This window comes from Marinovum sp. E3, from assembly GCF_055755275.1.
Genome location: NZ_JBVTQV010000004.1, coordinates 23,838 through 41,115, shown reverse-complemented (window position 1 = coordinate 41,115; position 17,278 = coordinate 23,838). Strand labels below are relative to the sequence as shown.

21 protein-coding genes are annotated in these 17,278 nt (G+C 67.5%); 8 read left to right on the top strand and 13 right to left on the bottom strand.

Features of this window, described 5'->3' with window-relative positions; genetic code table 11:
* Window position 1 precedes the first annotated feature (1 nt).
* From AC0J5K_RS20405 to flgB, 8 genes are read right to left on the bottom strand one after another with little or no spacing between them, the layout of a single operon-like run.
* Window positions 2-1,141 (bottom strand): EscU/YscU/HrcU family type III secretion system export apparatus switch protein, encoded by a 1,140-nt coding sequence (locus tag AC0J5K_RS20405; RefSeq protein WP_420398520.1) that lies wholly within the window; start codon window positions 1,139-1,141, stop codon window positions 2-4.
* A gap of 10 nt (window positions 1,142-1,151) precedes the next feature.
* Window positions 1,152-1,907: a flagellar biosynthetic protein FliR gene (locus tag AC0J5K_RS20400; protein ID WP_193388075.1), complete on the bottom strand. Its 756-nt coding sequence runs from the start codon at window positions 1,905-1,907 to the stop codon at window positions 1,152-1,154.
* A 2-nt stretch (window positions 1,908-1,909) separates the two neighbouring features.
* Window positions 1,910-4,006 (bottom strand): flagellar biosynthesis protein FlhA, encoded by a 2,097-nt coding sequence (gene flhA / locus AC0J5K_RS20395; RefSeq protein WP_420398519.1) that lies wholly within the window; start codon window positions 4,004-4,006, stop codon window positions 1,910-1,912.
* Window positions 4,006-4,806: a lytic transglycosylase domain-containing protein gene (locus AC0J5K_RS20390; RefSeq protein WP_048535303.1), complete on the bottom strand. Its 801-nt coding sequence runs from the start codon at window positions 4,804-4,806 to the stop codon at window positions 4,006-4,008. Before AC0J5K_RS20390 ends, flhA begins: the two co-directional genes overlap by 1 nt.
* Complete coding sequence (locus tag AC0J5K_RS20385; protein ID WP_048535301.1) at window positions 4,806-5,075, bottom strand: flagellar biosynthetic protein FliQ; 270 nt, start codon at window positions 5,073-5,075, stop codon at window positions 4,806-4,808. Before AC0J5K_RS20385 ends, AC0J5K_RS20390 begins: the two co-directional genes overlap by 1 nt.
* A 13-nt stretch (window positions 5,076-5,088) precedes the next feature.
* Window positions 5,089-5,409 (bottom strand): flagellar hook-basal body complex protein FliE, encoded by a 321-nt coding sequence (fliE, locus tag AC0J5K_RS20380; RefSeq protein WP_420398518.1) that lies wholly within the window; start codon window positions 5,407-5,409, stop codon window positions 5,089-5,091.
* 12 nt (window positions 5,410-5,421) lie between these two features.
* The gene (gene flgC, locus AC0J5K_RS20375; protein ID WP_048535298.1) at window positions 5,422-5,832 is read right to left on the bottom strand and encodes a flagellar basal body rod protein FlgC; all 411 of its coding nucleotides are present in this window, start codon (window positions 5,830-5,832) and stop codon (window positions 5,422-5,424) included.
* Between the two features lie 10 nt (window positions 5,833-5,842).
* The gene (flgB, locus tag AC0J5K_RS20370; RefSeq protein ID WP_244526544.1) at window positions 5,843-6,229 is read right to left on the bottom strand and encodes a flagellar basal body rod protein FlgB; all 387 of its coding nucleotides are present in this window, start codon (window positions 6,227-6,229) and stop codon (window positions 5,843-5,845) included.
* A gap of 124 nt (window positions 6,230-6,353) precedes the next feature.
* On the opposite strand from flgB, the gene AC0J5K_RS20365 reads away from it, so the two are divergent.
* Window positions 6,354-7,658 carry a FliI/YscN family ATPase gene (locus AC0J5K_RS20365; protein WP_283646438.1) on the top strand — a complete coding sequence of 435 codons (1,305 nt, stop codon included), beginning with the start codon at window positions 6,354-6,356 and terminating at the stop codon, window positions 7,656-7,658.
* On the opposite strand, the gene AC0J5K_RS20360 is transcribed toward AC0J5K_RS20365, so the two are convergent.
* The 3 genes from AC0J5K_RS20360 to motA are packed head-to-tail and all read right to left on the bottom strand — an operon-like array spanning window position 7,659 to window position 9,179.
* A complete protein-coding gene (locus AC0J5K_RS20360) occupies window positions 7,659-8,081 on the bottom strand; it encodes a hypothetical protein (protein WP_074837726.1) in 423 nt (140 codons plus the stop codon).
* Window positions 8,071-8,316 carry a hypothetical protein gene (locus tag AC0J5K_RS20355; protein WP_048535293.1) on the bottom strand — a complete coding sequence of 82 codons (246 nt, stop codon included), beginning with the start codon at window positions 8,314-8,316 and terminating at the stop codon, window positions 8,071-8,073. The genes AC0J5K_RS20360 and AC0J5K_RS20355 overlap by 11 nt, the downstream gene beginning before the upstream one ends.
* Complete coding sequence (gene motA / locus AC0J5K_RS20350) at window positions 8,313-9,179, bottom strand: flagellar motor stator protein MotA (RefSeq protein WP_048535291.1); 867 nt, start codon at window positions 9,177-9,179, stop codon at window positions 8,313-8,315. Before motA ends, AC0J5K_RS20355 begins: the two co-directional genes overlap by 4 nt.
* 131 nt (window positions 9,180-9,310) lie before the next feature.
* Here motA and AC0J5K_RS20345 point away from each other — a divergent pair, with 131 nt between their 5' ends.
* Complete coding sequence (locus tag AC0J5K_RS20345; protein ID WP_283638605.1) at window positions 9,311-10,330, top strand: hypothetical protein; 1,020 nt, start codon at window positions 9,311-9,313, stop codon at window positions 10,328-10,330.
* Between the two features lie 15 nt (window positions 10,331-10,345).
* Here AC0J5K_RS20345 and AC0J5K_RS20340 read toward each other — a convergent pair whose 3' ends face one another.
* Window positions 10,346-11,008 carry a helix-turn-helix domain-containing protein gene (locus AC0J5K_RS20340; RefSeq protein ID WP_074837724.1) on the bottom strand — a complete coding sequence of 221 codons (663 nt, stop codon included), beginning with the start codon at window positions 11,006-11,008 and terminating at the stop codon, window positions 10,346-10,348.
* Window positions 11,009-11,426: 418 nt separating this feature from the next.
* On the opposite strand from AC0J5K_RS20340, the gene AC0J5K_RS20335 reads away from it, so the two are divergent.
* The 6 genes from AC0J5K_RS20335 to AC0J5K_RS20310 all read left to right on the top strand — a co-directional run bounded on the left by AC0J5K_RS20335 (window position 11,427) and on the right by AC0J5K_RS20310 (window position 16,694).
* On the top strand, window positions 11,427-11,858 hold the full coding sequence (locus AC0J5K_RS20335; RefSeq protein WP_074837743.1) for a Ros/MucR family transcriptional regulator: 432 nt from the start codon (window positions 11,427-11,429) through the stop codon (window positions 11,856-11,858).
* Between the two features lie 8 nt (window positions 11,859-11,866).
* On the top strand, window positions 11,867-12,844 hold the full coding sequence (locus AC0J5K_RS20330; protein WP_074837723.1) for a flagellar motor protein MotB: 978 nt from the start codon (window positions 11,867-11,869) through the stop codon (window positions 12,842-12,844).
* A gap of 356 nt (window positions 12,845-13,200) precedes the next feature.
* The gene (locus tag AC0J5K_RS20325; protein ID WP_074837722.1) at window positions 13,201-13,947 is read left to right on the top strand and encodes a hypothetical protein; all 747 of its coding nucleotides are present in this window, start codon (window positions 13,201-13,203) and stop codon (window positions 13,945-13,947) included.
* A gap of 74 nt (window positions 13,948-14,021) precedes the next feature.
* Window positions 14,022-14,771, top strand: a complete 750-nt coding sequence (locus tag AC0J5K_RS20320; RefSeq protein ID WP_048535281.1) for a sigma-70 family RNA polymerase sigma factor — start codon at window positions 14,022-14,024, stop codon at window positions 14,769-14,771.
* Complete coding sequence (locus tag AC0J5K_RS20315) at window positions 14,771-16,009, top strand: flagellar hook-length control protein FliK (RefSeq protein WP_420398517.1); 1,239 nt, start codon at window positions 14,771-14,773, stop codon at window positions 16,007-16,009. Before AC0J5K_RS20320 ends, AC0J5K_RS20315 begins: the two co-directional genes overlap by 1 nt.
* Before the next feature lie 13 nt (window positions 16,010-16,022).
* Window positions 16,023-16,694 carry a flagellar hook assembly protein FlgD gene (locus tag AC0J5K_RS20310; RefSeq protein WP_048535276.1) on the top strand — a complete coding sequence of 224 codons (672 nt, stop codon included), beginning with the start codon at window positions 16,023-16,025 and terminating at the stop codon, window positions 16,692-16,694.
* A 6-nt stretch (window positions 16,695-16,700) separates the two neighbouring features.
* On the opposite strand, the gene AC0J5K_RS20305 is transcribed toward AC0J5K_RS20310, so the two are convergent.
* Window positions 16,701-17,273 carry a hypothetical protein gene (locus tag AC0J5K_RS20305; protein WP_048535274.1) on the bottom strand — a complete coding sequence of 191 codons (573 nt, stop codon included), beginning with the start codon at window positions 17,271-17,273 and terminating at the stop codon, window positions 16,701-16,703.
* Window positions 17,274-17,278 lie beyond the last annotated feature (5 nt).

Here is a 17,278-nt window from a genome sequence, read left to right as displayed (position 1 = left end):
ACTAGGTTTCGGCCGGGTCCGGGCCGTCCTGCCGCAGCTGCGATCCGGCGGGCGGGGCGCGGTGCTTGTCGGACTTGAGGTCCATCACATAGCCGATGATCGCCGCCACCGCCTCCCAGTGCTCGACCGGGATTTCCCGGTCGATCTCGGCGACGTCGTGCAGCGCGCGGGCCAGCGGGCGGTTCTCGACGATCGGGATCTCGGCCTCGGTGGCGAGGCTGCGGATGCGGGCGGCGATCAGGTCGGTGCCCTTGGCCAGGCAGACCGGGGCCAGATCCTTGCCGCTTTCGTATTTCAGCGCCACGGCGTAATGCGTCGGGTTGGTCAGGATCACCGTGGCCCGCGGCACCGCGCTGGCCAGCCGCTGGCGGGCGCGTTCGCGGCGCAGCCCCATGCGCTTGGCGCGGATCAGCGGATCGCCCTCGGTTTCCTTGTGCTCGTCGCGCACCTCTTTCATCGACATCCGCTGCTTGCGCCGGTGATCGAAGCGTTTCCACATGATGTCGGCGGCGGCGATCACCGCCGCCAGCGCCAGCGTGTAAAGCAGCATCCGCGCCGCCGCCGCGCGCGCGAATTCGGCCAGGGCCTCCGGCAGCAGCCCCTGCGCCAGCCAGATCTGGCGCACCGCCTGCCAGGTCACCACGCCGGCAATCGCACCGACCAGCAGCACCTTGGCGACGCTCTTGGCGAATTCCACCAGGCTCGCCGCCGAGACCAGCCGCTTGAGCCCGGCCAGCGGCGAGATCTTGGACCATTTCGGCCGCAGCCGCTCCGCCGCCATCACGACCTCGCCCTGAAGCGCGGCGCCGGCCAGCGCGCCCAGCACCATCAGGAGCACCAGCGGCGCCAGCAGCAGCGCCACGCCGCCGATCAGCTCGCGGGTCAGGGTGCCGAGATCGCGCAGCCCGGTGACACCGACGCCGACATCGATCTGGCCGGCGGTTTCGAAGACGCCGCGCAACAGGCCCGAGAGCGGCCCGGCGGTGCTGGGCAGGACAAAGACGGTAATGCCGAAGAGCGACAGCATCGCCATCAGGGTGCCGCCTTCCTTCGATGAGGCGACATCCCCCTTGTCGCGGGCCTTTTTCAGCCGGCGCTCTGTCGGTTCCTCGGTCTTGTTGTCCTTGTCCTCTTCGGCCATCGCGCCCCCCTCAGAACATCAGCAGGCCGAGCCAGGCGGCGAACCGCTCGGCAAACTCGCGCAGCATCAGCGGTGCGGCGACCCCGAGCACCAGCAGACCGGCGGCGATCAGCAGCGGCGCGGCGACAAAGAACACCGGCAGGGTCGGCATCATCCGCGCCGCCAACCCCATGCCGAGGTTGATCAGCAGCCCCATGACAAAGAACGGCGCGGCGACCGACAGCCCGATGTAGAAGCTCTGCGCCACCGCCCGCACGATCTGCTGCGCCAGATCGCCGGTGAGCAGGGCGCCGGGCGGGAAAACCTCGTAGCTCATCACCATGGCGCCGAGGATCAGGTGGTGCAGATCCATGGCGAAGATCAGCGCCACGGCGCCCAGCATCAGCCCGGTCGAAATCAGTGTCGAGCCCTGGAACGAACCGATTTCGGGGGCAAAGGCGTTGGACAAGCCGATGATCATGCCGATTTGGGCCCCGGCGAATTGGAGCCCGGTCAACAGGATGCGGGCGGTCATGCCGATCCAGAGCCCGAGGGTCAGCTCGATCCCCAGGGCCGCCAGCAGCAGGCCGGGCGCATCGAGGCTCTGCGGCCCGACCGGCAGCGCCGGATAGAGCGCCAGAGACAGCAGCAGCGCAAAGGCGATGCGGTGGCGCACCGGCACGAAGGCCTCGCCCAGGGCGGGCATGTACATCACGACGCCGCCGATGCGGGCAAAGACCAGCGCCACCCCCATGACCTGCCCGGTGAGCAAGGCCGAGAGGTCCACCGCTATTGCCCGATGGTCGCGACCGTACGCAGCGACGCCTTGCGGTGGATTTCATTGTGCGACAGCACCACTGTCATCGGGCTGACCCGTTCCAGCATCGAGCGGACATAGCTGCGCACCTCGGGCGAGACCAGCAGGGCCGGCCATTGGTCCTGCTCGGCGTATTTCTGGATCTCGCGGCGGGCGTGCAGGACGAATTCCTGCACCCGCTGCGGCGACATGACGAAATTGCGCTCGTCGCCATTGACCCGCAGCGCCTCGAGAAATTCCTTTTCCCAGGTCGGCGACATGGTGATCACCGAGATGAAGCCATTGCCGTCGATCAGCGATTTGCAGATCTGGTTGGCCAGCCGCCGGCGCACCGCCTCGGTGATCTGCACCACGTTCGACGTGCCGCGCCGGGCATCGGCGATCGCCTCGACGATCAGCGGCAGATTGCGGACCGAGACCCGCTCGGCCAGCAGCCCCTGCAAGACCTGCTGGATCAGCACCAGCGGCGCATTGGGCGTCACCTCGCCCGCCAGCTTCTGGTAATCGCGGTCCAGCCCGGCGACCAGCTCCTGCGCTGCGCCAAAGGTCATCAGCTCGGGCAGATGCTCCTTCACCACCTCGGTCAGATGGGTGATGATGACGCTTTCGGGGTCCACCACGGTCAGGCCCATCGCCTCGGCCTTGGGGGCGGTGGCCTGGTCGATCCAGAGCGCCTCGAGCCCGAACGACGGATCACGGCCGCGTTCGCCGGGCAGGCCGCAATCGCCGGGATTGACCACCATCAGACCGTTGGGCCGCACCTCGCCGCGCGCCACCTCGACGCCCTGCACCACCAGCGCATAGCTCTGCGCCGGCAGCATCGGTTCGTCCTTGATCCTGACCGAAGGCAGCACAAAGCCGAACTCGCGGGCAAAGAGGTTGCGCAGGCTCTTGATCTTGCCGGCCAGCGCCGCGTCGCTGCTCGAGATCAGTGGCACAAGGCCCTGGCCCAGCTCGAGCCGCAGGCTGTCGAGCTTGAGGGTATCCTTGATGTTGTCCTCGGGCAGGGCGGGCTCGGCGCGTTTGAGCGCGGCCTCGCTGGCGGCGGCATTCTTTCGGGCCTCTTCGGCCTTGCGGGCGATCACCACGCCCAGGCCCGCCATCAGCGCCGCCAGCACGGCAAAGACCGGCACCGGAAACCCCGGCAGCAACCCGATGCCAAAGAGCAGGGCGGCGGCCATGAAGAGCGCCTTGGGGAAGCGGACAAGCTGGCCCAGCACGGCCTCGTTCGTCGCGCCCTCGGTGCCGCCCTTGGTGACGATCAGACCGGCGGCGAGCGAGACGATCAGCGCCGGCACCTGGGTCACCAGACCGTCGCCGATGGTCAGCACGGTATAGAAGCCGGCGGCGTCGGACAGGGTGAGATCGTGCTGTGCCACGCCGATCAGGATGCCGCCGACGACGTTGATCAGGGTGATGATGATCCCCGCCACCGCATCGCCACGCACGAATTTCGAGGCCCCGTCCATGGCGCCGTAGAAGCTGCTTTCGTCCTCCAGTACCTTGCGCCGGGCGCGGGCCTGATCTTCGTCGATCATCCCGGCGCCGAGATCGGCGTCGATCGCCATCTGCTTGCCCGGCATCGAATCGAGAGAGAACCGCGCCGAGACCTCGGCGATCCGGGTCGAGCCTTTGGTGATGACCACGAAGTTGATCACCACGAGGATGGCAAAGACCACCACGCCGATGACGAAATTGCCCGAGATGATGAAGCGCGAGAAGCCCTCGATCACCCCGCCGGCGGCGTCCGAGCCGGTGTGGCCCTGCGACAGGATCAGCCGGGTCGAGGCGACGTTGAGCGACAGCCGCAGCATTGTCACCATCAGCAGCAGCGAGGGAAAGGAGTTGAAATCCAGGGGCCGCGGAATCCACAGCGCCACCATCAGGATCAGCACCGAGAGCGACAGCGAGATTGCCAGTCCGAGGTCGAGCAGCACCGGCGGCAGCGGCACGAAGAGCATGGCCAGGATCAGCACCACGGCGGCGGCAAAGCCGATGTCGCGATTGGCCAGCCCGCGCGCCATCAGCGCATTGCCGCCGCCGGGCCTGAGGTGATCGGTCAGCGCCATCAGAACATCTTCTCGAAGGCGGGCAGCACCGGTTGCAGCGTCTCGCGGCCGAACAGGCTGCGGGCGCCCTCGGCCGCGGCGCCGGAGCGGCGGGTCATGTCCGAGGTCCAGAAATGCCCCTCTGGCAAGGGCGCGCGGCCAGTGGCGGCCAAGCTGCGGCCGCCGCCGCGGGCGGCCAGGTCGCGGAACACCTCGAGCCGCTCATTGGCGATGGCCACATTCTGCCGCAACCGGGTGAGATAGGCGGTCTTGTGGGTCTCGGTGGCGGAATGATAGCGTCCGGCGGCCTCGGTCCAGTTGCCCGATTGCTGATGGAGCGCAACCAGCAGCCGGGCGGCGTAATCGACGTTCACCGCCGGGTCGAGGCCCTGTTCCAGCGTGGCAAAGGCCTCGGGGTGCCAGCGCAGGTTGATCTGCATGCAGCCCACATCGATCGAGGAAATGCCGGCGGCCTGGCGGGCGCGCACCCAGCTTGCGGCGGTGCCGGGCGTGTCGAAGAACCGCCCGTCGCCATCGGCATTGGCGACCCAGGGCCAGACGGTGAGTTCGCCCGCATGCATCATGCCGGCCTCTTGCAGCCCGATGCCGAGCAGCAGGTTGCCGGGAATGTTGTGGCGCAGCTGCGCCTTGAGGATCTCGCGGATGCAGACCCCCGAGGTGGCAGCCATGCGCGGTGCGGGCTCTGCCGCCGGGGCGGGCGAGGGGGCGTAGAAGGCGCTCCAGTCGGCGCGGGCGGCCGGGGTGGCCACCGCTGCGGCCCAGACCGCCGCCAGGATCAATGCGCGCAGGCCCCGCCGCATCACACCCCCCCGCTGACGATCAGGTCGAAGGCCCGGTCGGACAGGCGTTTGACCATGGCGTACATGAAGGGGGTGAAGACCAGCAGCCCGACAAAGATCGCCACGATCTTGGGCACGAAGGTCAGCGTCATCTCCTGCACCTGGGTCAGCGCTTGAAAGAAGGCGATGACCAGACCGACCACCAGCGCAATCGCCATGATCGGACCCGAGGCGTAAAGCACGGTCAGAAAGGCGTTGGACAGGACGGTATGAACATCGGCTTCGGTCATGGCGCTTTCACGATCAGACGGGCATGGCCAGGATTTCCTTGTAGGCTTCGACCAGCTTGTCGCGCACCGAAACCGCCACCTGCACCGTCGATTCCAGCTCCAGCGTCGCCTCGACAACCGCCTGGGTGTCGGCGCCGCCATGCAGCCCGGTCACTGCCGTCGCCTCGGCGTCGCGGATCGCGTTCACCGTCTCGCGGCCCGATTGCGCCACCATCTCGGCAAAGCTGCTGCCGGCCTCGGTGGCGGCGCCGGTGCTTTCGGTGGTCATGTCGCGCGAGGCCCGGTAGGCGCCCGAGGCGGCGTTGACGGACATCAGGGAGGTGGGTTCGGCCATGGGCGCCTCGTCTTACTTGAGCAGATCGAGAAGCTGCGAGCGCATGCTGCGGCCGGTCTCGAACATGTTGAGGTTGGCCTGATAGCTGCGCGAGGCCTCGCGCATGTTGGCCATTTCGATGATGGTATTGACGTTCGACACCTTGACGAAACCGTCGGTGTCGGCGGCCGGATGCGACGGGTCATAGCGCAGCTCGAAGCTGGATTCGTCGCGGCTGACCTCAGCGACGGCGACGCCCGATGTGCCGGTCTCGCGATCGATCATCTCTTCGAAAGAGACGATCTTGCGGCGGTAGGGGTCTTCGCCGGGGGCGGAGCCGGTGGAATTGGCGTTGGCGACGTTTTCCGAGACGACCTTGAGCCGCTCGCCCTGGGCCTGCATGCCGCTGGCCGCGACGGTCAGGATGGATTTCAGAATGTCCATGGCGGGGCTCCTAGCGAATGCCGGTCACGGCGACGGTGAGAAGTTCGTGGCCCTTGCGGTAGAGCTCGGCGGCAAGCCGGTAGCTGCCCGCGACCTCCGCCGATTTGATGGTCTGCTGTTCGAGCACGACGTTGTTGCCGTCGAGCGCGCTTTCCCAGGCGCTGTCATCGGCCTCGACCCGCACGCCGGCAGGGGCTGAGGCGGTGGTCTGGATGTGCTGGGCATCGGTCACCGCAAGCCCCTGGGTCGGGGTGCGGGCCTGCACCATGCGGTCAAAGCTGCTGATTTCCTTGGCGCGGTAATTCGGCGTGTCGGCATTGGCGATATTCTCCGAAATCACCGCCTGCCGGGCGCCGAGCCAGCTCATCCGCTGCGAGGCGAGCTGAAAAAAGGACATGCCGGACAGCTTCATCAACAATTCCCTTTCTCTTTTACCAAGAATAGCATTAATAAAAACTGAATAGCAATGGATAGTAGCCATGCATACGCCATTTTCAGAGCTGTCTAGCCTTGCCCGGCGGATGGAACGCAGCAGCGTCGCCGGCCAGGTGACATCGGCGCTGGGGCTGTCGCTGGTGGTCTCGGGGCTGGAGCGGGCGGTGGGCATCGGCGCGCATTGTACGGTTCAGGGCAGCGGCGGCCCGGTGCTGGGGGAAGTGGTGGGGGTGGACGCCGCGGGCACCCGGCTTCTGCCTTTCGGCAATTGGGACGGGGTGCGCAGCGGCGATCCGGTCAAGGTCACCCAGGCGGCGACCGAGATCCGCCCCGATGCGGCCTGGCTCGGCCGGGTGGTCGATGCGCTGGGCCGGCCGCTTGACGGGCGCGGCCATCTGCCCGAGGGCGACGCGCCCCGCCCGGTGCGCGCCGGGCCGCCGCCGGCCTTTGACCGGCGCCGCGTCGGGCCGCGGCTGGCGACCAGGCTGAAGGTGATGGATGCCTTCACGCCGCTCTGTCGCGGTCAGCGGATGGGGGTCTTTGCCGGGTCGGGTGTCGGCAAATCCACCCTGATGGCGATGCTGGCCCGGCATGCCCAGCCCGAGGTGATCGTGGTCGGGCTGGTTGGCGAGCGGGGCCGCGAGGTGCAGGATTTCATCCGCGACGACCTGGGCGAAGAAGGGCTTGCGCGCTCGGTCGTGGTGGTTTCGACCGGCGACCAGCCGCCATTGATGCGGCGCCAGGCGGCCTGGACCGCCACCGCCGTGGCCGAGCATTTCCGCGACCAGGGCAAGCAGGTGCTGCTGCTCTTGGATAGTGTGACCCGATTTGCCATGGCGCAGCGCGAGATCGGCCTTGCCGGGGGCGAGCCTCCGACTTCCAAGGGCTATCCGCCGACCACCTTTGCCGAGCTGCCGCGGCTGATGGAGCGGACCGGGCCAGGCAGCGGCGCGGCGGGGGACATCACCGCGCTTTACACCGTACTGATGGATGGCGACGACATGGACGACCCGGTCGCCGATGCGGTGCGCGGCATCCTTGACGGCCATATCATCCTGGATCGCCGCATCGCCGAACGCGGCCGCTTTCCGGCAGTGGATATCCTGCGCTCGCTGTCGCGGATGCTGCCGGAGTGCCACACGGCGGAGGAATATGCGCTCTACCGGGCCGCCCGCCAGGCTGCGGCGCGCCATGCCGACATGGAAGAGCTGATCCGCATCGGCGCCTATCGCAAGGGCAGCGATGCCGAGGTCGACGCAGCAATCCGCCTGTCCGGCCCGCTCGAGGCGCTCCTGGGCCAGAGCAAGCGCGAGACCCTGGCGCCGGAAGAGACCTTTGCGAACCTGCGCGCTTGTCTCGATGCCGCGGGCATTGCGGTGCCCGCCGGCTGATCAGCCCGGCCGGATCCAGCGCTGCAAGGTGTTGAGATCCTGCGCGGCGGCGGCGCGGCGGGTGCGGTCCTTGCGCTGCTGCTGCATGCGCGAAAGCCGCAGGATCTCGAAGGTCTTCTGCTCGGACAGCGCGGCGCGCAGCTTTTCCTCGGCCTGCGCCAGATCGGGCGCCAGCTTGGCGGCCTCGCGGGCGTTGCGCTCGAGCTCGGCGCGGATCGATCCGATGAACCGGCCGAGGTAGGGCGCGCCTTCGAGGCCGTCGATATGCGATTCACTCGACAGCCGTGCCAGCAGCGCCTCGCGCTCGGTCTCGAGCCGGTCGTAACGGGCACGAAGCACCCCCACGGCGGCGGCATGTTCGCGGGTTTCCAGCTCTTTCACCCGCTCCATGATGGCCAGCGGGCGCAGCCGGTCAGGGGCCATCGGCCTTGGGCTCCTCTGGGCCGGGGACCGGATCGCCGCCCAGGCGTTCGCGCATCTTCAGCAGGATATCAATCGGATAGCCCGATGATCCCGGCGGCAGCGCCTTGAAGACACCGGCCACGGCGGCCGAGGTGAACTCGGGCTTGGCGGCTTCGGTCTTGGCGTCGTCCGGGCCGGCAGCCAGGGCCGGCGCGGATGCCAGCGTCAGCGTCGCGACGGCCAGCGCGCGCCTCATGCCGCCGGCAGCTCTTTCTGCGCCGCCTCGACCTCGTAGAAATCGGGCTGCATGCGCGAGGGGATGCTGCCTCGGCCGATCTCGATGCAGATATTGGGCGGATGGTTCGACACCATGGCGACAAAGATATCGCGGATCACCAGGTAGAAGGCGCCGTCTTCCTCTTCGATCTGCTTCAGCCGGCCGGCGACCGGCTGCACCATGCAATAGGCCAGGAAAACGCCGAGAAAGGTGCCCACCAGCGCCCCGCCGATCATCTTGCCGAGGATCTCAGGCGGCTGATCGATCGAGGACATGGTCTTGATCACGCCGAGCACGGCGGCGACGATGCCGATGGCGGGCAGGCCGTCGGCGACCTGCTGCACCGCATGGACAGAAGCCAGCGATTCATGGTGATGCTTGCGAATCTTGCGGTTGATCACGTCCTCGGTGGCATAGCGGTCGTCGAATTGCATCGACAGCATGCGAAAGCTGTCGCGGATCAGGTCGACGGCGAAATGATCGGCCATGATGCGGGGATAACGGCCAAAGATGTCGCTGCTCTGCGGGTCTTCGATATGGCTGTCGAGCGCCAGGATGCCCTTGGCCTTGTAGGCTCGGGTCAGCTCGAACATCAGTTGCAGCAGATCGTTGTAATCCTTGGCCTTCCAGCGCGGGCCTTTGATCACCTTGAGTACACCGCCGGCCGAGCTCTTGATCACCGAGACGCTGTTGGCGATCACGAAGGCGCCGATTGCCGCGCCGCCGATCATCATGCCTTCGAAGGGCAGGGCATACAGCACGATGTCCATCTTGCCGCCCGACAGCATGAAGCCGCCAAAGACGAGTCCGAACACAAGAGCAAGCCCGAGGATGAAGGTCATGGAGGGGTCTCTGCTTTCACTATCAATGCGCGCGCGGGGGTATTCCGGTAAATTATAAGTATAATTGACTTTCTTTCAAGCATAAATAAGGATAGTTTTGAGTAGTGAAGAACAATCCTTGGAGTTGCGGCATGGCCTCCGGCAAGCTCGCCTATTTCTTCGAAGCCCGTGATCTGGCGCATCTGTTCGCGGATTGGCCCGACGAGATCGGTCTGGTGCTCTGCCTCGATGCGGCGGGATTGTGCGAGCTCTTGCTGTTCCATGTCAGCGAACGCGACCGGATGCCGGCCAAGGCGGCGGCGGTTCTGGGCTGCGCGCGGGCCGAGCTCGAGGTGGTGCCCGAGGTTGCGGGCTATCCGACGCGGCGGGTGCTCTTTACCGACGAACAGAAGCTGATGGCGCTGATCCTCGACGAGGACGATCTGGCCGAGCTGGCGCAGGACTACCTGATCAATCACCGGTTCGAGGCCTCGCGCAAGCCGGAGGCGCCGGCGCCCAAGCCCGCGCCCAAGGCGGCCACCCTGACCGATGTCTTTCGCTGGAAGCCGCGGCTGCACCTTTCGGAGACCGCGCCGAAACCGCCGCGCAAGCCCGATCTGCCCGAGGGGTTCGCGGCGCTCGACGCCCAGGCGGAATGCGATTTTGCCGACGGCGTGCTCGAACTCGGGCGCACCGGGCTGCGGCTGAGCCTGGCGCCGGAGCTGCTGAGCATCCAGACGCCGGCGCGGCGGACCCGCAAGATCGGCTTTCGCGACGATTTCTCCTGTTTTGTGCTGCCGCGGCCGGTGGCGGCGGGCTGGAGCCCGGGCGAGTCGCTGGTGATCGACATGCCGGAGGAGGGCTTTCCCAAGGCGCTGCGCGCGCGCTACGCCCAAGGGCCACGCCAGGCGCAGGTCACGATCACCGGCCAGGGCGTCTTTGTCACGCCGGGCGCGCTCTTGCCGCCGCCACCCCCCGAGGCCGAAGCTCCGGCGCGGCGCCGGCGGTTGTTTTCGCCGGTACGCTCGGCGCTGATCGGCATGGTCTGCCTCGGTCTCGCCGCCGGCGCGATGCTGCGCGAGGATGCGCCGTTTTCGCTGCCGTTCCTGCCGATGAAATCGGGCGCCATCGACGCGCCGCAGCCGTCCGAGACGCGGTTCGCCGCGCGGTAGTTGGCCGCCCGGGCCTCAGTCGTCGTTGTCGTCGAGGATATAGCCGCGCCCGCGTGCCGAGCGCACGCGAAACCCCCCGTCCGACCGGGATTCCAGCTTTTGCCGGATGCGGGCGATATGCACGTCGATGCGGCGGTCGCCATAAGCCCAGTCGGCCTCGCCCAGCACCTGCGCCAGCGCCGCGCGGTCGACGATCTCGCCCGTGTGGCGGCTCATGTATCTGAAAATCCGCTCTTCGACCGGGGTCAGGCCAAGCTGGACCAGCCGCGCCGCCTTGCGGTTCTTGCGCACCGCGCCCTGAAGCCGCAGCGACAGCCGCGCGCGCAGCTCTCCGGGATCGTGATCGGCGCGCAGGGCATCGTCGGCGCCGGCGGCAAAGGCGGCAATCGCGCCCTGCGACCGGTTGGCATGATCGATCGCCAGGATCACCGCCTCGCTGGCGTGCCGCCGGGCGGTGGCAATCAGCGTCAACATCGCCTCGTCGGGAATGTGCCGGGCCGAAAGCCCGACGATCAGGGCGCTGAGCGGGGCGCCTTCGGTCAGCGTGTCGCGCAATTCCGCCGGCCGGGCCCGGCGCAGCACCTTGGGCAGGCCGCAATCCTGCAAGACCCCGGCCCAGGCCGTCCGCAGACCCGTGTCACGTTCGACCACGGCGGCGAAAGAGCCCCTGTTCTTCATGAGCCGGTAGATACTCCCAAGGTTAGTCCTGAACTCTTTAGAGAGGTTTGTGCAAAATTTCGTGAATTTTCAACTCCGATTAACCTTGGCGCGCTATCTATCTTTCGACAATCATGAAGAAACCGAGAAAGTCACGTTTGAGGCATGCAATATCATCTCGTATCCGATGGCCCCAGGGGCCTGGCGCCTTTCGCCGGGCTGCGCGGTGATCCACTTGAGAACCGGGCGATAATTCCTTGCCCGGGGCGGCGGATCCCGGCCGGTTTCGGCCGAGGCGGGTTGCGCGGCTCAAGAATTTGCAAGATTAACACGTGAGTTTCCCGTACAATGGCCCGACTGCCAGTGCCCCCGACGGCCCGCGCATCGGCCACAGGCAGCGACCCGGCGGCGTCAAAGATCGGGCGGGCAGGAGATGAAGATGACTACTCAGGGCATGAAAGAGGAAACCGCCGGCCGCATCGTCGCGGCCTATGCCTCGCGGCCGGATGTTGGCCAGGATGAGATCGTGGCGCTTTATCGGCGGCTGGCCGAGGAATTCTCGCGTCAGGGAAGCTCCGCGGTCGCGGTGCCGATCGCGCCGGAGACCGGCCGATTGCGGCCGGCGGTGCCGGTCGATCAGGCGGTGTCCGAGGATCGGGTGACCTGCCTGTGCTGCGGCCGCAGCTTCAAGATGCTCAAGCGTCATCTGGGAGCCGAACATGGCATGACCGAGGCCGGCTATCGCGCCGCCTTTGATCTGCCCGAGGATTTCCCGCTGGTCGCACCGAGCTATTCCCGCAAAAAGGCCAAACACGCCCGGAAGGCGGGGCTGGGCAAATATGAACGGTCTGTCGTCACCGGCGAGGCATAGGCCCCGGCATGGCGCAATCGGACGAACAGACAATCATCATCCGGCGGTCCGAGGAGAGCGAGGACCACGGCCATCACGGCGGCGCCTGGAAAGTCGCCTATGCGGATTTCATGACCGCGATGATGGCGTTTTTCCTGCTGCTGTGGATTCTCGCCGCCTCGGACGAAGAGAAGCTGCGCGGCCTGGCGGATTACTTTTCCCCCAGCCTGTCGCAGAGCGGCGGCAAGGGCGACGGGTTGCTCGATGGCACCGTTCTGGCCGCCGAGGGCGTGCTGAGCGGCACCGACGGCGCCGCCACCCCGGTGCAATTGCCCAGTTTCGGCCAGGAAAACCCGCTGGCCGTGTTCGACAGCCGGCTGCGCGACGAAAGCCCGACGCCGGCGGAACAGGTCGCGGCGCAAGCCGAGGCCGAGGCCGAGGCGGAAGCAGAGGCGGCCGCGGCGCTCGATACCCTGGAGATGGCCCGCGCGCGCGAGGCCTGGGCGGCGGCGCAGGACCGGCTCGAGCAGCAGATTGCCGAGGATATCGCCAATACCGTGGGGCTCGAGACGCTGGCCGAACACCTGGAGTTCAAACGCCGCGACGACGGGCTGGAAATCCAGATCGTCGACCGCACCGGCCGGTCGATGTTCAACTCGGGCAGCGCCCGCATCCCCGAGCGCACCCGGCATCTTCTCGAGGTGGTGGCCGGATCGCTGGCCGAGCTGCCGAACGAGATCACGATTGCCGGGCATACGGATTCGCTCCGGTTCCAGAACGGCGGCCCCTATTCCAACTGGGAGCTTTCGGCCGACCGCGCCAATGCCACCCGGCGGGTTCTGGTGGAAAATGGCGTCAACCAGTTGCGGATCACCCGGATTTCCGGCCTGGCCGATACCGAGCCGCTGGACGGTATCAGCGCCGATGCGGCCGAGAACCGCCGCATCAGCATCATGGTGGTCTATCCGATGGGCCAGGATGCGCCGCTCCGGCGACCGATTCCCTGAAATACGTTACGCTTACCCCGGGATTTCGCGGCAAAACCCAGTGGAAGCGGCCCTATATAGCGGGCGAGCGCGCAGAATAACGCAAAATATGGGGGTTGAATCCCGTTTTGTAACGAAAACTCAGGGGGTGTTCATGAATCTCTGCGGCGCGGCAGGCGGCGCGGAGGTGGCCCGGACCCTTGGATTCAAGCGGCAAAGGCCGGCGAATCACATGGCTCTATATAGATATCGCCCCAAGCTCACCGCCTAGATATGGTATGAGCCTTTACACTTGAATCCTTTAAGCAGGGTTAATCCGCACGTACTGATTGAGGGGTAGCTGATCGTTTAAACAAGTTCAGGGAGCGGATTTAAGGATGCTTGGACAACAGGTGCTCGACCTCATTTGGGAAGATGGCGTCGCCATGCCGGACGCTGAAACCTCCCGATATTTCCTGAACCTGTTCTCGCGCATCCTGCCGGTGCGCACCGCGCCGCTGGTTGCCGGCGCCGCCTGTGAACGACCGCTCGCCATGTCCGACAGCCTGGAGCTGGCGCCCGGTCTGCCGCTCGGGGATGTGCTTGTCGAAGAGCTGCCGCTGGATCTCGATTACGACACGCTGGTGGTGATGCTGCCGAGTGGCGAACAGAACCTCGGCTCCCTGCTGGGCGGGGCGGTGGCCGAAAGCCTGATCCTCGCGCTGTCGCTGGGCGAGATGCCGCTGGAGCGCGAAAACGAGGCACTGCATGCCCTGGCGCAAGCCGCCCTGCGCCGCGCCGCCGAGCTGGAAGGCGCCGGCGCCGCGCTTGACATGGCCGGCTTCCGGCGCGGCATGGCGCTTGGCCTCGGCCGGTACTGGATGGCCGGCGAGACGCTGACCGCGACGCCCGATTTCCTCACCAGCCCGGCGATGATCGCCCATCTGACACGGCTCGACCCGGATTTTGCTGAACCCGATCTTTGCCTGTTCGGCAGCCGCCTGCTGGATGTTTCGTCAGAGCCGCTGGCACTGGAAGAATGGATCGGCCGCACCTCGATGATGCTGCGCGCCTGCCTCGGCGCCCCGGAAAGCGAGTTCGAGCCGCTGCCACAGGATATCAGCGCGCGCTTTAACTTTCACTAAATCTTTAATTTCTTTCTGTTTTCCGTGAAATGTGTTTTTCTATCCTTGAAAGCAAGGATAGGGCGACGCTCTTCATGAACTCGATGTCGTACCAGGCCGCGATGCGGGTGCCGCTGCTCAGCTTCGAGCAGGAGCGCGCCGCGATTGGCGGCTGGCAGGATCGCGGCGACCGCAAGGCGCTGGAGCTTCTGGTCTGCGCCCATGCGCGCCAGGCCTGGGCGCTGGCGGCGCGGTTTACCGACAATCCGACGCATCTCGAGGATCTGGCCGCCGAGGGGATGATGGGCTTGCTGCGCGCCGCCGACAGTTTCGACCGAAGCCAGGATGTGCGGTTCTCCACCTATGCCAGCTGGTGGGTGCGCAACGCGATTTCCGCGGCCGTGGCCCGGATCAAGGCGGTGATCGACATTCCCGCGCGAACCTATCTCGATGCCCGCGCCGGCCGGCTGCCCGAGCCGGAACATCACCTGATCCGCCTGGCCGTGCAGGCCGCGATCGAGATCGACGGCGCCAGCGACGGCCCGGCCGATCCGCGCACCGCGCTGGTCTGTGACGCCCCGGGGCCGGAAGAGGAAATCAGCCGCCTCGACCGCGAGGCGCAGCTGGCGGGGCTTCTGGCGCGGGCGCTGGGGCAACTCGATCCGCAGGAAATCGAGGTGGTGCGGCGCCGGCATCTGTCGGCCGATCCCGAACCGCATCTGGCGCTTGCCGCCGAGATGGGCCTGTCCCCGGCGCGGCTGCGCCAGGTCGAGCGGCGGGCGATGATGCGACTGCGCCGGCATCTGGTGGAGGCGGGCTTTTCGCGCAGCCTGTTGCAGCCGTGATGAACATCCTCAGCGCCCTGGCCGGTCTGGCCTCTGCCACCGGCACCGAGACGTCCGCGCGCGGCGCGTCCCCTGACGCGGCCGGTGCCGGGCTTTTCGCCGCGTTGCTGGGTCGGCGCGAGGGGCAAGAGGGCTCCGGCAATCTGCCGGCACCCAAAGCGGCCTCCGGCACGTCCCGCGAGACGGCGCAGGAGACGGCTGACGGCGGGCTCGAAGCGCTTCTGGCCGAGGCCCAGGCGGCGCTGGAGGATCCGAAGCTTGCCGATGCGGAACTGGCCGAGGCTCTGGTGCCGCTGGTCGCCGCGCTGGCGGAGGTCGTGTTGCCGCCGGCGGCGCCCGGGATCGAGGCCGGACCGCCCGTTCCCGCCGGGCGGCGTTTGGCCGAGGCGCTTCAGGCGCTCCGCGCACCCTCTGCGCCGGTGGTGGAAGCGGCGGCGCGCACCGGCCCGACCGAGGTGCGGACCGAGGTGTCCCGGCTGATCTCGGAGATCTCGGCGCAGGTGGCAGAGACGCCGCAGGCGCAGGCCGAGCCGCCATTGCGCGGCGACAGGGCGGTGCCGCAGATCCCTGCGAGCGGTGCCACGGAGATGCGGCAGATGGCTGAGCGCCCGCCGGTGGACCTGACCCCTTCGCGCGTGGAGTTGCGCGCCGGCGTCGCGGCCGTGCCCGCCCCCCCGGCAGCCGCGGGGGCCGAGCTGCGCGCGCCGGTGATCGCCGACATGGCCGCCGCGCCTGCGCCCGCTCCGGCGCAGCCCGGGACAGTATTCACCCCGGCGCCGCCGCCCGAGGTGGTGGCACAGCAGGCCCGTGCGCCGCTGCCCGACAGCGGCCAGATCCTCGGCCAGCTCCGCGCCCAGGTGGATCAGGGCGGCACCATCCGCATCGCGCTTCGGCCCGAGGGGCTCGGCCGGGTCGAGATCAGCCTCGCACCCGGCGACGACGGCCAGATCAGCGTCACGGTCCGGGCCGATCAGGCCTCGGTTCTGGGCAGCCTGCGGGCCGACCGCGAGGGGCTCTTGACGCTGCTGCGCGATGCCGGCCATCAGGTCGAGGCGCGCGGGCTCAGCTTCGCCGACATGGGCAGCCAGGGCAGCGGCGAGGGCGCGCGCCAGAACACCGGGCAGGGCGCGCGACAGACCGCGCTGCCGCAGACATGGGCCGGCGAGACGGCCGCCGAGCCGACCGATCCCCCGATCCCCGCCGCGCCCGCCTCTGGCGGCGTCGATATCACGGTCTGACAAGGACAGAACAATGGCAATCGATCCCTATGGCCTGACTGGCGCGACCAACGGTACCGCCTCCGGCTCCAACAACGCCCTGAGCCAGCTCGGCGAGGATTATCAGAGCTTCATCACCCTGCTGACCGCGCAGATCCAGAACCAGGATCCGCTCGAGCCGATGGACAGCACCGCCTTTGTCTCGCAGCTCGCGACGCTAACCCAGGTCGAACAGGCGGTGGCGCAGAATGCCAACCTCGAAGGCATTGCCGCGCAGCTCACCAGCCTGTCGGCGATCTCGGGGCTGAACCTGATCGGCCACAGCGTGGTGGCGCCGTCGTCAGAAGTGGCCCTGTCCGGTGGCGGGGCGACGCTGGGCTATCGGCTGGGCAACGAGGCACAGCTGGTGACGATGGATGTGACCGACGCAAACGGCACCATCCTGCGCAGCTTCTACGGCTTGCCGGGCAGCACCGGAAGCCTGCACGAGGTCGCCTGGGATGGGTTGGACGACGCCGGTGCGGCCCTGCCCGACGGGCAATATTCGGTGCAGCTCACGGCGCTGGATCTCGATGGCAACACGGTGACCTCGCAGACCTTCGCCTTGGCGCAGGTCACCGGGCTGACCTATGATCAGGGGCTGGCGGTGTTGCAGCTGGAAACCGGCGAGGCGGTGCTCGCCGGGCTGATCGAAGAGGTGCGCTGAGCCGTCTCAGCTGCGCGGCACCTCGGCCTGAAGCAGCGACAGAAGCAGCACCTCGGCGACATCCGCGCCAAAATCATCCCGAAGATCGGCCACAAGGGTTTCGGCCAGCCGCGGCGTCTCGACCCGTTCGCCGGTCAGGCTCAGCCCTTCGGCCGCCCGGTGCAGCGAGGCCAGCACCGCGTCGCGCAGGCGCGAGGTGTTCTCGGCATCGCTGAACTTGGCGGCCGCTTCGGTGTCGCGCATCTCGACGCCGATTTCCGACACCACATAGGTCACGCTATGGGCGCGATAGACCGGCACGCTCATCCGGCCGAGACGCACCACATTGGCCTCGTTGCGCGCGGCCGCGGTCTGCGAATGGTCGGCGTCCGGCGTCGCGGCGCCTTCGTCGGGGCTCTCCTGCCCGCTTTCCTTGTCGGCGAGTTCGTCGAGAACCTGCGCCGCCGGGGTCTGGCCCGGGGGATCGATTTCGGAGGGCGCCGCTGTCACGACGGCGGCGGGCATCACCTGCCCACCGGCATATCCCGCCGCGGCAAAGGCGAGCGGCAGGGCGACAAAGGCGATAGCGGTCTTCTGCATGTCCT